We start from the raw sequence: 14,600 nt of genomic DNA on the forward strand, positions 1-14,600 counted from the left end.
TGGGCGTCCTGCCGGTGCGCGGTCCGCATCGAGGCCGTCCGCAGCACGGGCGCCGGGTGCCGGCCGACGTAAGCACGGGCGCCGGTTGCCGGCCGACGTACACGCCGCCCGCCTCGTCGGCTCCGGGATCGACGGTCACCTCGACGCCGCCGCTCACCGCCGCGTCCATGCGCTCCGCCTCCACCGGCAGCCCCGCCGCCGCGAGCTGCGTCCGCACCTCGCCCGCCCACACGTGCCGGCGGTGCAGCGTCTCGGCGTCCGCGCGCTCGAAGCCGTAGTACGTCTGCCTCCATGGCCCGGCACGCTACAACCCGCCGCTGACACCTTCGTCAAGCCGCGTGAACAGGGCGGGCCCCCGGGACCGAAGTCCCGGGGGCCCGCCCTGTTGAGCGCTGCCGACGCCGTTGTCGTACTAGTGCCCGGTGCTCAGTTGTCGTCCTCGTCGATCAGGAACCCGCGCATCGGCGAGGGTGCCTGACCCATCGGGGACGGGCCCTGCGGGCGGACCGGGGCCATCGGCTGGGTCATGGCCGGGGTCATCTGCTGCTGGCCGCCGTACGACGGGGCGGACGGACCGGGGTTGCCGCCCATCGTCTGGTTGCCGCCGTAGGACGGGGCGCTCGCGCCGGCCGGGGCCATGGAGGGCGCCGGGGACGGCGGCAGGGACGCGGTGGCGGGGGTGCGCGGCGGGGCCAGGGAGTCGTCGGCCTGGGTCTCCAGCTGGCGCAGCTGGGACTCGAGGTACGACTTCAGGCGCGTGCGGTACTCGCGCTCGAAGCCGCGCAGGTCCTCGACCTTGCGCTCCAGCGTGGCGCGGGCGGACTCCAGGGAGCCCATCGCGACGCGGTGCTTCTCCTGCGCGTCCCGCTCCAGGGCGTCGGCCTTGGCTCGGGCGTCACGCTCCAGACCCTCGGCGCGGCTGCGGGCCTCGCCGACGATCTTGTTGGCCTCGGAGCGGGCCTCGGCGATCGCCTGGTCGGCGGTCTGCTGGGCCAGCGAGAGGACTCGGGCGGCGCTGTCGCCGCCGGGGCCCTGACCGGGGCCGCCCATCGGACCGCCCATGGGGCCGCCCATCGGGCCACCCATCTGCTGCATGGGCGGCTGGCCGCCCATCGGGCCCTGACCCATCGGACCCTGACCCATCGGACCCTGACCCATCGGACCCTGACCCATCGGACCCTGGCCCATCGGGCCCTGGCCCATCGGACCCTGGCCCATCGGACCGGGACCCTGCGGGCCGCCCTGGCCGCCGGGACCGGCGGGCAGCTGCGGGGCGCCGCTCGGCAGCTGGGGCGGGCCACCCATGGGGCCGCCCATCTGCTGCTGCGGCGGGCCCGATATGCCGGCGGGCACCGGCGCGCCGGGACCTCGCATGCCCTGCTGCTGCGGGTGCGGCTGCTGGTCCTGCTCCGGCGGGCCCTTGCGCATGTTCTGCTGGTTCTGCGCGGCCGCACGGGTCGCCGCGGCCAGCTTGGCGCGCAGGTCCTCGTTCTCGCGGAGCAGACGGGTCAGTTCGGCTTCGACCTCGTCGAGGAAGGCATCGACCTCGTCCTCGTCATAGCCTTCTCGGAGGCGGACGGTCGTGAACTGCTTGTTCCGCACGTCCTCGGGGGTCAACGGCATCTCTTCACCTCAACGTAGTCATCGGCAGTCGGCAAGACCGTATCGTCCACCCTCATCACATGAAGCTCCCCGTGATGGAGAGGAGGATGTAGACGATGATCATCAGTACGAAGAAGGACAGGTCGAGCGCCACGCCCCCGAGACGCAGCGGCGGGATGAACCGCCGCAGAAGCTTCAGCGGTGGATCGGTGACAGTGTAGGTGGCCTCCAGTACGACCACCATCGCCTTGCCGGGTTGCCACGAGCGGGCGAACTGGAACACGTAATCCATGACCAGCCGGAAGATGAGCACGACGAGGAACACCAGCAGCGCGGTGTGGACCACCGTGACGAACACGCTCATGGCCTGCGCTTCCCTCTCCCCTGTTCCGTGCTCTTCCGAGCCTCGATCCGGTTGTTGCGTCTCAGCTCTGGTTGAAGAACCCGCCCTCTGCGATGCGGGCCTTGTCCTCCGCCGTGACATCGACGTTAGCAGGAGACAACAGGAACACCTTCTGCGTCACCCGCTCGATGCTGCCGTGAAGACCAAACACCAAACCGGCCGCAAAGTCGACAAGTCGCTTTGCGTCTGTGTCATCCATCTCAGTCAGATTCATGATCACCGGGGTGCCCTCACGGAAGTGTTCCCCGATGGTACGGGCCTCGTTGTAGGTCCGGGGGTGAAGCGTGGTGATCCGGTAAGGCTCTCGCTCGGACACAACCTTGGGCATGATCACCGGTGCGTTCTTCTCGAGGGACTGACGTTCTTGTGTGATGGATGCCACGGGCGCGATCCGCGCCGGACGTCCGGATTCCGCGGCGAGCGCAGCCGAACGGACCACCGGCTCGCGCGGCGCGGGCGGTTGCACGATTCGCACCTCTTCGTCCCTTTGGGACTGATGTGCGCTGTGCGACTGGTGTGAAGATTCGTGCCTTCGGTGATCCCGCTCGGGTTCCGGGTCCAACTCGGGCTCGAAGTCGTCGTCGGGGTCGAATCCGCGGCCGTCGTACCCATCGTCCTCCACGAGGCCGAGGTAGACCGCCATCTTGCGCATCGCGCCGGCCATGCTCTGAGTCCTCCGCTCTGTGGTGGATCGGCTGACGACTGCCAAGTGCCCGCGATCCACGAGGTCGTTGCGCCCGCTTTGAACAGGCACTGACCATATTTTCTGCTGTGGTCCGACTTCTTGGCGACGTTACCCGAGCCTAGGGCGGACTCCGAGTACCGCAGTGCCGACGCGCACATGTGTCGCCCCGGCGGCCACGGCCTGTTCGAGGTCCGCACTCATCCCTGCTGACACCATGGTTGCAGCCGGATGGGCTCGGCGCAGGTCAGTCGACAAATCCATGAGCCGTTCAAACGCCGCCTGTTCGCGTCCCGCGTACTCCCCGGTGAGCGGAGCGACGGTCATCAGCCCGTCGAGCCGCAGTCCCGGAGCCTCGCCGATGAGGTCGGCCAACTCTTCGATTCCGCCCGGGCCCACGCCTCCGCGCTCGCCCCGGCCGCTCTCCCCCGCGTCCAGGGCCACCTGGACGAGGCAGCCCACCTCGCGCCCCGCCCGCACGGCCTCCTTCGACAGAGCCGTGACGAGCCTGGGACGATCCACGGACTGCACGACATCCGCGTAACCGACCACGGAACGGACCTTGTTGGTCTGCAACTGACCGACAAAGTGCCATTTGAGCGGCAGATCCGCACATGCCGCAGCCTTCGGTGCCGCGTCCTGGTCACGGTTCTCGGCGACATGGCGCACACCGAGTTCCGACAGGATCCGCACATCGCTCGCCGGGTAGGTCTTGGTGACCACGATCAGGGTCACCTCCTCCCGCTTGCGCCCTGCCGCCACACACGCGGCGGTGATGCGCTCCTCCACTTTCGCCAGGTTTCCGGCGAGTTCGGTCTTACGGTCCGTCATGCCCCATCAGTCCAGCCAGACATAGCCCGCGAGCCGCCCGGTGGTGCGGTCTCGGCGGTACGAGAAGTGGTCGCCCGACTCCAGCGTGCACTCCGGCGACTGCGCCCGGTCGCACACCCCGAGCCGGTCGAGCTGTGCGTGCACCCCGGCGCTCACGTCGACCGCCGGCGTGCCCCAGCTCGTCCCAGCGTGCGCCGCCGGTTCGACGGCCGCCACCTCGGCGCGCATCGCCTCCGGCACCTCGTAGCACCGCCCGCACACGGCCGGTCCGGTGCGAGCGACGATCCGGCCCGGCTCGGCGCCGAGTCCGACCATGGCCCGTACGGCGGCGGGGACGACGCCCTTGACCATGCCGGGCCGGCCCGCGTGCGCCGCCGCCACGACCCCGGCCACGGGATCGGCCAGCAGCACCGGCACACAGTCGGCGGTGAGGACGGCGAGGGCGAGTCCGCGGCGCGCGGTGACGATCGCGTCGACCTCCGGCACCGGGCTCTCTCCCCAGGGCTCGTCCACCACGGCCACGTCGGCGCCGTGCACCTGGTTCATCCAGACGACCCGGCCCGGGTCGAGGCCGAGCGACTTGGCCGCGATGTCCCGGTTGGCCCGTACGGCCTCCGGGTCGTCGCCCACCGCGCCGCCGAGGTTCAGCTCCTCATACGGAGCGGCGCTCACCCCGCCCCACCGGTCGGTGAAGGCGAAGTGCGCGCCGCTCACGCGCTCGCGCGTTCCTATCACTTGAGGAAGTCCGGCACATCCAGCTCCTCGGCCGCGCTGTCCGCGTAGGAGGGGCGGGGCGCCGGCGTCACCGGCGGGGCGGCCGGGATGTCGGCCACCGGCTCGGGCGCCGGCTCCGGCTCCTCCTTGGGCTTGACGCTGCCCAGCGAGCCGAAGGACGGACGGCTGGGCTCGCTCGGCCGGGCCGGACCGGGCTCGTCGCGGCGGGAGCCCGCCGAAGCCGAGGCCGAGCCGAGGACGTTGTCCCGGCGGGCCGGGGGCTGGCCGCCGTCGAAGCCGGCCGCGATCACGGTGACCCGGACCTCGTCGCCGAGGGCGTCGTCGATGACCGCGCCGAAGATGATGTTGGCCTCGGGGTGGGCGGCCTCGCTGACCAGCTGGGCGGCCTCGTTGATCTCGAACAGACCGAGGTCGGAGCCGCCGGAGATGGAGAGCAGCACGCCTCGGGCGCCGTCGATGGACGCCTCCAGCAGCGGCGAGGAGATGGCCATCTCGGCCGCGGCCACCGCGCGGTCGTCGCCGCGGGCCGAGCCGATGCCCATGAGGGCCGAACCGGCCTCGGACATGACCGACTTCACATCGGCGAAGTCGAGGTTGATCAGGCCGGGCGTGGTGATGAGGTCGGTGATGCCCTGGACACCGGAGAGCAGGACCTGGTCGGCGGACTTGAAGGCGTCCAGGACCGAGACCTGGCGGTCCGAGATGGACAGCAGCCGGTCGTTGGGGATGACGATGAGGGTGTCGACCTCTTCGCGCAGCTCGGCGATGCCGTCCTCGGCCTGGTTCGCGCGGCGCCGTCCCTCGAAGGTGAACGGGCGCGTCACCACGCCGATGGTCAGGGCGCCCAGCGAGCGCGCGATGTTGGCCACGACGGGCGCGCCGCCGGTGCCGGTGCCGCCGCCTTCACCGGCCGTCACGAAGACCATGTCGGCCCCCTTGAGGACCTCCTCGATCTCCTCGCGGTGGTCCTCGGCGGCCTTGCGGCCGACGGCCGGGTTGGCTCCGGCGCCGAGTCCGCGGGTGAGTTCGCGGCCGACGTCGAGCTTGACGTCGGCGTCGCTCATCAACAGCGCCTGTGCGTCGGTGTTGATGGCGATGAACTCGACACCCTTGAGACCGACCTCGATCATCCGGTTGATGGCATTGACACCACCGCCGCCGACACCGATGACCTTGATGACTGCGAGGTAGTTCTGCGGTGCTGCCACGTCGAAGGCCTCTCGCCTCGAATTACGTTGTCGCCGCCGGGCGGTGCCCCGCGCCGGGACGACGGATGCCGAATGGGACGGTCCGTAACGCCGACCCGAACCCTAACCCTGAAGTTTAGGGTTACCAGTGTGTCTGTTCCCTGGAGTCTTCTGAACAGGACACTAAGTCGACAAGTGGCGCCCGTTCAACGAACACGCCGAACCTCCCGTTTTTCTTTTCACCCTATGTGATCAGCCATAGCAGTGCCCAACCAGGGTGCTGGCCTGCGCTGATGTGCGTCAACTCCCCGATGACGCAGGGGCGGTGGGAACGCTGACGTCGAAGTGCCGCGCGCCGGGAGCTGCTTTCATGAGAGCTGCGAGGGTCCGTGCCTTGGCCCGGCCGTTCTCGCTGCTGCCCCACGCGACCGTGCGGCCGTCGGCCAACTCCAGCGAGATGGCGTCGTAGGAACGGACTTGGACGGCCCGGGTGTCCGCCGCCACGGCGGCCGGCAGATCGCCCGCGACCCGGACCGCCTCCCGCACCAGCCGGTCGGTGCCGAAGCGCCGGAAGCTCGCGGCGGCGGAACCGGTGCGGGAGAGGGACAATTCCAGCGCCGGAACGCCATTCGGCGCCTGCGAAACCGTGGCGAACCGGACACCTTCGTGGTCGATTTCGACGAAGTCCCGGCCCTTTCGGCTCAGCAGAACCGGAGTGCGCTCGGTCACTTTCAGGCCGATTCCATGGGGCCAGGCACGGACCACGTCAACCGTGTCAATTCGGGGCAGTTTCCGGCGGAGTCGGGCTTCGATGCCGTCCGTGTCGACGGAAATCATCGGCGCCCCGACCGGTACGGCCGCCGCGTCCAGCACCTCGGCGGGGGTCAGCACGCGCGTGCCGGACACCGAGACGTGCTCGACGCACACCCATGTCGATCCGTACAACACCCAGGTGCCACCGGCCCCGAGGAGCACGGCGAGCGCGGCCAGGATGACGATCGTACGAAGGCGCGGCTTTTTGAGCCTCCGGACGAGCGGCGGGCCGGACGACTCCTGCTGGCGTTCACCGCGCTCGGCGGTGGAGGGTCCGGCCACGCTCACTGCCCTTTCGTCATACGGTCCTAACGGCGCGAGGCGATCGCCTCGTACACCATGCCGACGAGCAGGTCGTCGGCGTCCCGGCGGCCGAACTCGCTTGCCGCGCGGGACATCTCGTACAGCCGGTGCGGATCGGCGAGCACGGGCAGGACGTTCTGCTGCACCCACTCGGGCGTGAGTTCCGCGTCGTCGACGAGGAGGCCGCCGCCGGCCTTCACCACCGGCTGGGCGTTGAGCCGCTGTTCGCCGTTGCCGATCGGCAGCGGGACATAGGCGGCCGGGAGTCCGACGGCGGAGAGTTCGGCGACGGTCATCGCGCCCGCGCGGCAGAGCATCATGTCCGCCGCGGCATACGCGAGGTCCATCCGGTCCAGGTAACTTACCGGGATGTAGGGGGGCATCCCCGGCATCTGGTGCACCTGCGGCAGTTCGTTCTTCGGGCCGACCGCGTGCAGGATCTGGATGCCGGCCTGCTGCAGCCACGGGGCGACCTGCTGGACGACCTCGTTGAGGCGGCGGGCGCCCTGGGAGCCGCCGGAGACGAGCAGCGTGGGCAGGTTCGGGTCGAGGCCGAAGCGGTGGCGCGCCTCGGGGCGGACGGCCGCACGGTCCAGGGTGGCGATGGAGCGGCGCAGCGGGATGCCGATGTAGCGGGCGTCGCGCAGCTTGCTGTCGGGCGTGGAGACGGCGACCCGGGCCGCGTACCGCGAGCCGATCTTGTTGGCCAGGCCCGGGCGGGCGTTGGCCTCGTGGATCACGATGGGCACGCCGAGGCGCTTGGCGGCCAGGTAGCCGGGCAGGGCGACATAACCGCCGAAACCGACCACCACGTCCGCCTTGGTGCGTTCCAGGATCTGTTCGGCGGCCTTGATGGTGCCGCGCAGCCGGCCCGGAACGGTGATCAGCTCGGGGGTCGGCTTGCGGGGCAGCGGCACCGCCGGGATCAGCGCCAGCTCGTAGCCGCGCTCCGGGACGAGCCGGGTCTCCAGGCCGCGCTCCGTGCCCAGGGCCGTGATCCCCACGGTCGGGTCCTGCCTGCGCAGGGCGTCCGCGAGGGCGAGCGCGGGCTCGATGTGGCCGGCGGTCCCCCCACCGGCGAGTACGACATGCACCGAAATTCACCGCTCTCCGGACGAACGCGCCACCGAGGCACGCCGTCGCATCGTGTTCCATCTCCGAGGCCCCCGCTCACCGCCGGAGCCTCCCGCCCGCTTTCTACCAAAGCGAGGTTGCCGCATCGCAAGCGCCGCCCGCGCAGCGGGCTCGTCGCGTGCGAAGGCGATCAGCAGCCCGATGGCGAACATGGTCGGCAGCAGGGCGGACCCTCCGTAGGAGAACAGCGGGAGGGGGACGCCGGCGATCGGCAGCAGACCGAGCACCGCACCGATGTTGATCACCGCCTGGGCGGTGATCCAGGTGGTCACGCCTCCCGCGGCGTACCTCACGAAGGGGTCCTCCGTGCGTCCGGCCACGCGGATACCCGCATAGCCTAGAGCCGCGAACAGGGCGAGCACCGACAGCGTCCCCGCCAGGCCCAGTTCCTCACCGGTGACCGCGAAGATGAAGTCGGTGTGGGCTTCGGGAAGTTGGCCCCATTTTTCCACACTCGCACCGAGACCGGAACCAAAAAGTCCGCCGGAGGCGAGGGCGTAGATGCCGTGCACGGCCTGCCAGCACATGTCGTTCGGGCCGGAGTCGGTGGCGGCGATGCAGTTGAGGCGGGCGAGGCGGTGGGGGCTGGTCTTGATGAGGACGCCGCCGATCAGGGTCGCGATCGTCAGCACCCCCGCGAACAGCCGGGTGGGCGCCCCCGCGAGCCACAGCAGGCCGAACAGGATCGCGGTGAGGATGATCGTCGTACCCATGTCGCCGCCGAGCATGATCAGACCGAGCAGCAGGAAGGTGACCGGCACCAGCGGCACCAGCATGTGCTTCCACTGGGTCAGCAGCCTCTTCTCCTGCTTGCGGGCGATCAGGTCCGCGCCCCACAGCACCAGGGCGAGCTTGCCGAACTCGCTGGGCTGGGCCTGGAAGGAGCCGCCGAGGGAGATCCAGTTCTGGTTGCCGTTGACCGTCATCCCTATCCCGGGCACCTGCACCAGGGCCATCAGGAAGACGGCGGCGGCCAGGATCGGATAGGCGAGCGCCCGGTGCAGTTTCACCGGCATGCGGGAGGCCGTGAACAGCAGTACGCCGCCCAGCACGGCGGCCAGCAGCTGCTTGCGGAAGAAGTACGACCCCGGCAGCGACATCTGCAGTGCGGTGATCTGGGAGGCCGAGTAGACCATCACCAGGCCCAGCACGATGATCAGCACGCTGCCGCCGAGGATCAGGTAGTAGGCGGTCAGCGGCCGGTCCCAGGCCTTGCGTGCCCGCCCGTAGAGCCGTTGCACGGGACTCTCGCCCGTGGGCCGGGAGACGGCGGGACGCGGACGCCGGGACGCCCCCTGCACGGGCGGCTTTCCGGTACGGCTACTGGGCATCGGCGCCTCCACTGAACGTCGACCGTCCCACGCGTCCCTCCCAAGATCCGCCCGGCGGGCGGCCGGGGTCAGGCTTCGAGTTCGCGGACCGCCGCCGCGAACGCGTCACCGCGCTGGTTGTAGTTGGTGAACATGTCCATGGAGGCGCAGGCCGGGGCCAGCAGCACCGTGTCACCGGGCTGAGCGAGCCGCCTCGCCTCCGTCACCGCCTGGAGCATCGCCCCAGTGTCGGTCCGGTCGAGGTCGACCACGGGTACTTCCGGGGCGTGTCGCGCGAGGGCGTCGCGGATCAGCGCCCGGTCGGCGCCGATCAGGACGGCACCGCGAAGTCGCTTTGCCGACTTGGCGACCAGTTCCCCGAAGGTCGCACCCTTCGCCAGACCACCCGCAATCCATACAATCGACTCATATGCCGCCAACGAGGCCTCCGCGGCATGGGTGTTGGTCGCCTTGGAGTCGTCCACGTACGCGACGCCGTCGAGGTCGGCGACGTGCTCGATGCGGTGCGCGTCCGGGCGGAAGGCCCTGAGGCCGTCCCGTACGGCCTGGGCGGGCACCCCGTAGGCGCGCGCGAGGGCCGCCGCGGCAAGGGCGTTGGCGATGTTGTGCGGGGCCGGCGGATCGATGTCGGAGACCTCGGCCAGCTCCTGGGCGTTCTTCTGCCGGTTCTCGACGAAGGCGCGGTCGACCAGGATGCCGTCCACGACGCCGAGTTGGGAGGGCGCGGGGCTGCCGAGGGTGAAGCCGATGGCCCGGCAGCCCTCCTCGACGTCGGCCTCGCGCACCAGCTCCTCGGTGAGCTTGTCGGCCACGTTGTAGACGCAGGCGATCCGATTGCCTTCGTAGATACGGCCCTTGTCCCTGGCGTACGCCTCCATGGAGCCGTGCCAGTCGAGGTGGTCGGGGGCGAGGTTGAGGACGGCGGCCGAGTGGGCGCGCAGCGAGGGCGCCCAGTGCAGCTGGTAGCTGGAGAGCTCCACCGCGAGGACGTCGTAGGTCTCCTCGCCGAGGACGGCGTCCAGCAGCGAGACGCCGATGTTGCCCACGGCGGCCGTGCGCAGGCCCGCGGCCCTCAGGATGGACGCGAGCATCTGCACGGTCGTGGTCTTGCCGTTGGTGCCCGTGACGGCCAGCCACGGGGCGGCGTCGGGGCCGCGCAGGCGCCAGGCCAGCTCGACGTCGCCCCAGACCGGCACGCCCGCTTCGGCGGCCGCGGTGAACAGGGGCTTGTCGGGCTTCCAGCCCGGCGCGGTGACGATCAGCTCGGTGCCCTCGGGCAGGGTCGCCCCGTCGCCGAGGCGCACGGTGATGCCGAGCGCCTCCAGTTCGGCGGCCTGCTCACGCGCGCGTGCGTCGTCGCCGTCGTTGACGACCGTGACGCTCGCCCCGCGCGCGTGCAGCACCTTGGCCGCCGGGACGCCGGAGACACCGAGCCCTGCGACGGTGACGTGCTTGCCCTGGAAGTCGTGGGGCTCCGAGGTGGAGGTCACTTTTCCGCTGCCCATCCTGCATAGAAGAGGCCAAGTCCGACAATCACACAGATTCCCTGGATGATCCAGAATCGGACCACCACCAGGACCTCGGACCAGCCCTTGAGTTCGAAGTGGTGCTGGAGTGGCGCCATCCGGAAGACGCGCTTGCCGGTGAGCCGGAAGGAGCCGACCTGGATGACGACCGACATGGTGATCAGGACGAACAGGCCGCCCATGATGGCCAGCAGCAGTTCCGTGCGGGAGAGGATGGCCAGGCCGGTGAGGACACCGCCGAGGGCGAGCGAACCGGTGTCGCCCATGAAGATCTTCGCCGGCGAGGTGTTCCACCACAGGAAGCCCAGGCAGGCGCCCATCAGCGCGGAGGCGATCACCGCGAGGTCGAGCGGGTCGCGCACCTCGTAGCAGGCGGCCGGGTTGGTCAGGGTCTGCGCGTTGGCGCAGGACTCCTGGAACTGCCAGACGCCGATGAAAGTGTAGGCGCCGAAGACCAGCACGGAGGCGCCGGTGGCCAGACCGTCCAGACCGTCGGTGAGGTTCACGCCGTTCGACATCGCGAGGATCATGAACAGCGCCCAGACGACGAACAGCACCGGGCCGATCGTCCAGCCGAAGTCGGTGATGAAGGACAGCTTGGTGGAGGCCGGGGTGTTGCCGCGGGCGTCGGCGAACATCAGCGACAGCACCGCGAAGGCGATGCCGACGATCAGCTGGCCGGCCATCTTCGCCTTGGCCCGCAGACCCAGCGAACGCCGCTTGACGATCTTGATGTAGTCGTCGAGGAAGCCGACCAGGCCCATGCCGAACATGAGGCCGAGGACCAGCAGCCCGGAGTAGGTGGGCGGGTAACCGGTGATGAGCTTGCTCAGGAAGTACGCCGCGATCGTCGCCAGGATGAAGGCGATACCGCCCATCGTCGGCGTACCGCGCTTGCTGGCGTGCTCGCGCGGACCGTCGTCACGGATGTACTGGCCATAGCCCTTGCGGGCGAGGAGCTTGATCAGCAGCGGGGTGCCGATCAGCGTCAGGAAGAGGCCAATGACTCCTGAGAACAGGATCTGCTTCATCATCGGGCGACAACCTCGCCCTCGGCACCGGTCTCGACGAGCGCCTGGGCAACGCTCTCCAGACCCACCGAACGGGACGCCTTCACGAGTACGACGTCCCCCGGGCGCAACTCGCTGCGCAACAGGTCGATCGCCGCCTGTGCGTCGGACACGTGCACCGACTCCTCACCCCACGAACCCTCGTTATATGCGCCCAGTTGCAGCCAGGAGGCCTCAATCCCCCCGACGGCGACGAGCTTGCTGACGTTGAGCCGGACGGCGAGCCGTCCGACGGCGTCGTGCTCGGCGAGCGCCTCGTCCCCCAGCTCGGCCATCTTGCCGAGCACCGCCCACGTGCGGCGCCCCTTGCCCATGGCCGCGAGCGCCCGAAGGGCGGCCCGCATGGACTCGGGGTTGGCGTTGTAGGCGTCGTTGACGATGGTCACGCCGTCCGGGCGCTCGGTGACCTCCATCCGCCAGCGGGAGAGGGAGCCCGCCTCGGAGAGCGCGGTGGCGATCTCTTCCGCGGACATGCCCAGCTCATGGGCGACGGCGGCCGCGGCGAGCGCGTTCGACACGTGGTGCTCACCGTACAGGCGCATGGTCACATCGCTTGCACCGGAGGGTGTGAGAAGCCTGAAGGAAGGCTGTCCGCTGTCCGTGAGTCGCACGTTCTCGGCGCGTACGTCCGCTTCGGCCGACTCTCCGAAAAGGACCACCTTCGCCTTGGTACGGGCGGCCATGGCGCGCACCAGCGGGTCGTCGGCGTTGAGGATCGCGGCGCCGTCCTCCGGAAGGCCCTCGACGAGCTCGCCCTTGGCCTGTGCGATCTGCTCCCGGCCGCCGAACTCGCCGATGTGGGCGGTGCCGACGTTGAGGACCAGGCCGATCTTCGGGGGCGTGAGGCCGGTGAGGTAGCGGATGTGCCCGATGCCGCGCGCGCCCATCTCCAGCACGAGGAACCGCGTCTCCTCGGTGGCGGACAGGGCGGTCAGCGGCAGCCCGATCTCGTTGTTGAGCGAGCCGGGCGTGAACACGGTCGGCGCCTTGCGCCGGAGCACCTGCGCGATCAGGTCCTTGGTGCTGGTCTTGCCCGCCGAGCCGGTCAGGGCGACGAGGGTCGCGCCGAGCCGGCGTACGACGTGCCGGGCGAGGGCGCCGAGCGCGGTCTGGACGTCGTCGACGACGATCGCGGGCACGCCGACCGGGCGCGAGGCCAGTACGGCGACCGCGCCCGCCTCGATCACCTGCGGTGCGTAGTCGTGGCCGTCCACGCGCTCGCCGACGAAGGCGGCGAACAGGCTGCCCGGCACCACCTCGCGGGAGTCCCGGACGACCGGTCCCGTGACCTCGGCGGACGGATCCGGTATGTCGTGCGTCTGCCCGCCGACGACTGCTGCGATCTCGGCGAGGGAGAGGGCGATCACAAGTTCATCCCCTGGGTCTTCTGGATTTTCATCCCTGGGTTTTCTGGATGGCTTCGCGGAGCACCTGGCGGTCGTCGAAGGGACGGATCACGCCGGCGATGTCCTGGCCCTGCTCGTGCCCCTTGCCCGCGACCAGCACGGTGTCGCCGGCCTGGGCGCGGCCCACGACGGCGGCGATCGCGGCGGCCCGGTCCTCGAACAGGAGCACCTCGCCCCGCTCGTGCGCGGGCACGGAGGCGGCGCCCTGGAGCATGGTCGCGAGGATCGCGAGGGGGTCCTCGGAGCGGGGGTTGTCGGAGGTCAGTACGGCCGTGTCGGCGAGCCGGGCCGCGGCGGCGCCCATCGGGGCGCGCTTGGTCTGGTCGCGGTCACCGCCGCAGCCGAGGACGATGTGCAGGCGGCCCTTGGTGACCTTGCGCAGCGCCTTGAGCACGGACTCGACGGCGTCGGTCTTGTGGGCGTAGTCGACGACCGCGAGGTAGGGCTGCCCGGCGTCCACGCGCTCCAGGCGGCCGGGGACGCCCGGGACGGCGGCGATGCCGTCGGCGGCGGTCTGCGGGTCGAGACCGGCGGCGGCGAGGGCGACGACGGCGGCGAGGGTGTTCGCCACGTTGAAGGGACCGGCGATCGGAGACTTGGCGTGTACGCGCTCACCCTTCGGGCCCACGACGGTGAACGTCGAGTCCATGGGGCCGACCTGGACGTCCTCGGCACGCCAGTCGGCGTCGGGGTGGCCCTCGGCGGAGAAGGTGACGACCGGGACCGTGGCCTCCTCGGCGAGCCGGCGGCCGTACGCGTCGTCGGCGTTGATCACACCGAGTCTGCTGCGCTCCGGCGTGAACAGCTGCGCCTTGGCCCGGAAGTAGTCCTCCATGTCGGAGTGGAACTCCATGTGTTCCGGGCTGAGGTTGGTGAACACGGCGATGTCGAAGACACAGGCGTCGACCCGGCCGAGGACCAGGGCGTGGCTGGAGACCTCCATGGCGACCGCCTCGACGCCGCGCTCGCGCATGACGGCGAACAGGGCCTGCAGGTCGGTGGCCTCGGGGGTGGTGCGCTCGGACTTGATGCGCTCGTCGCCGATGCGCATCTCGACGGTGCCGACGAGGCCCGTGGACTTCGCGGTCCTGAGCCCGCCCTCGACCAGATAGGCGGTGGTGGTCTTGCCGGAGGTGCCGGTGATGCCGATCTGGAGCAGGTCGCGGCCGGGGTGGCCGTAGATCGTCGCCGCCAGCTCGCCCATCCGTCCGCGCGGGTCGTCCACGACGAGGACCGGCAGTCCGGTCGCGGCGGCGCGCCCGGCGCCCGTCGGGTCGGTGAGCACGGCGACCGCGCCGAGGCCGGCGGCCTGGGTGACGAAGTCGGCGCCGTGCAGGCGGGCGCCCGGGAGGGCGGCGTACAGGTCGCCGGGGCGGACGGCGCGCGAGTCGTGGGTGATCCCCGTGACCTCGGCGGCGGCGTCCGGAGCGGCGGCACCCAGCTGATCGGCCAGTTCCGCGAGGGGTGTGGCGGAGACCTGAACCGGTCGCGGCGGTCCCGGGTATGTCACGGAAGCGCCCTTCTGGGTGGTTTGGGACTGATCAGCGTGTGGCACGGCGGTGAGCGTACCGGGCGTA

At 70.4% G+C, this 14,600-nt stretch carries 13 protein-coding genes and 1 pseudogene; all 14 read right to left on the reverse strand.

The window, feature by feature from the left end:
* Window positions 1–217, reverse strand: a pseudogene (locus ABT288_RS21070) (hypothetical protein); the annotation flags it as partial.
* 209 nt (window positions 218–426) lie between these two features.
* Entirely contained in the window at window positions 427–1,623 is a 1,197-nt protein-coding gene (locus tag ABT288_RS21075; RefSeq protein ID WP_351609849.1) for a DivIVA domain-containing protein, read from the reverse strand.
* 55 nt (window positions 1,624–1,678) lie between these two features.
* On the reverse strand, window positions 1,679–1,966 hold the full coding sequence (locus ABT288_RS21080) for a YggT family protein (protein WP_076090190.1): 288 nt from the start codon (window positions 1,964–1,966) through the stop codon (window positions 1,679–1,681).
* 61 nt (window positions 1,967–2,027) lie between these two features.
* Window positions 2,028–2,669: a cell division protein SepF gene (locus ABT288_RS21085; RefSeq protein ID WP_351609851.1), complete on the reverse strand. Its 642-nt coding sequence runs from the start codon at window positions 2,667–2,669 to the stop codon at window positions 2,028–2,030.
* A 129-nt stretch (window positions 2,670–2,798) separates the two neighbouring features.
* Window positions 2,799–3,518 (reverse strand): YggS family pyridoxal phosphate-dependent enzyme, encoded by a 720-nt coding sequence (locus tag ABT288_RS21090; RefSeq protein ID WP_351609854.1) that lies wholly within the window; start codon window positions 3,516–3,518, stop codon window positions 2,799–2,801.
* Window positions 3,519–3,524: 6 nt separating this feature from the next.
* On the reverse strand, window positions 3,525–4,253 hold the full coding sequence (gene pgeF, locus ABT288_RS21095; RefSeq protein ID WP_351609856.1) for a peptidoglycan editing factor PgeF: 729 nt from the start codon (window positions 4,251–4,253) through the stop codon (window positions 3,525–3,527).
* Entirely contained in the window at window positions 4,250–5,461 is a 1,212-nt protein-coding gene (gene ftsZ / locus ABT288_RS21100) for a cell division protein FtsZ (RefSeq protein WP_351609859.1), read from the reverse strand. Before ftsZ ends, pgeF begins: the two co-directional genes overlap by 4 nt.
* Before the next feature lie 279 nt (window positions 5,462–5,740).
* Window positions 5,741–6,535, reverse strand: a complete 795-nt coding sequence (locus tag ABT288_RS21105) for a cell division protein FtsQ/DivIB (RefSeq protein ID WP_351609862.1) — start codon at window positions 6,533–6,535, stop codon at window positions 5,741–5,743.
* A gap of 26 nt (window positions 6,536–6,561) precedes the next feature.
* Window positions 6,562–7,650, reverse strand: a complete 1,089-nt coding sequence (gene murG / locus ABT288_RS21110) for an undecaprenyldiphospho-muramoylpentapeptide beta-N-acetylglucosaminyltransferase (protein WP_351609865.1) — start codon at window positions 7,648–7,650, stop codon at window positions 6,562–6,564.
* 6 nt (window positions 7,651–7,656) lie between these two features.
* Window positions 7,657–9,021 (reverse strand): putative lipid II flippase FtsW, encoded by a 1,365-nt coding sequence (gene ftsW / locus ABT288_RS21115; RefSeq protein ID WP_351609868.1) that lies wholly within the window; start codon window positions 9,019–9,021, stop codon window positions 7,657–7,659.
* Window positions 9,022–9,089: 68 nt separating this feature from the next.
* The gene (murD, locus tag ABT288_RS21120) at window positions 9,090–10,526 is read right to left on the reverse strand and encodes a UDP-N-acetylmuramoyl-L-alanine--D-glutamate ligase (RefSeq protein WP_351609870.1); all 1,437 of its coding nucleotides are present in this window, start codon (window positions 10,524–10,526) and stop codon (window positions 9,090–9,092) included.
* On the reverse strand, window positions 10,508–11,581 hold the full coding sequence (gene mraY / locus ABT288_RS21125; RefSeq protein WP_351609873.1) for a phospho-N-acetylmuramoyl-pentapeptide-transferase: 1,074 nt from the start codon (window positions 11,579–11,581) through the stop codon (window positions 10,508–10,510). Before mraY ends, murD begins: the two co-directional genes overlap by 19 nt.
* Window positions 11,578–12,984 (reverse strand): UDP-N-acetylmuramoyl-tripeptide--D-alanyl-D-alanine ligase, encoded by a 1,407-nt coding sequence (locus ABT288_RS21130; RefSeq protein WP_351609876.1) that lies wholly within the window; start codon window positions 12,982–12,984, stop codon window positions 11,578–11,580. The genes mraY and ABT288_RS21130 overlap by 4 nt, the downstream gene beginning before the upstream one ends.
* Before the next feature lie 28 nt (window positions 12,985–13,012).
* Window positions 13,013–14,533, reverse strand: a complete 1,521-nt coding sequence (locus ABT288_RS21135) for a UDP-N-acetylmuramoyl-L-alanyl-D-glutamate--2,6-diaminopimelate ligase (protein WP_351609879.1) — start codon at window positions 14,531–14,533, stop codon at window positions 13,013–13,015.
* Window positions 14,534–14,600: the final 67 nt, after the last annotated feature.

This window comes from Streptomyces sp. NPDC001093, from assembly GCF_040298985.1.
Taxonomy (GTDB): Bacteria; Actinomycetota; Actinomycetes; order Streptomycetales; family Streptomycetaceae; genus Streptomyces.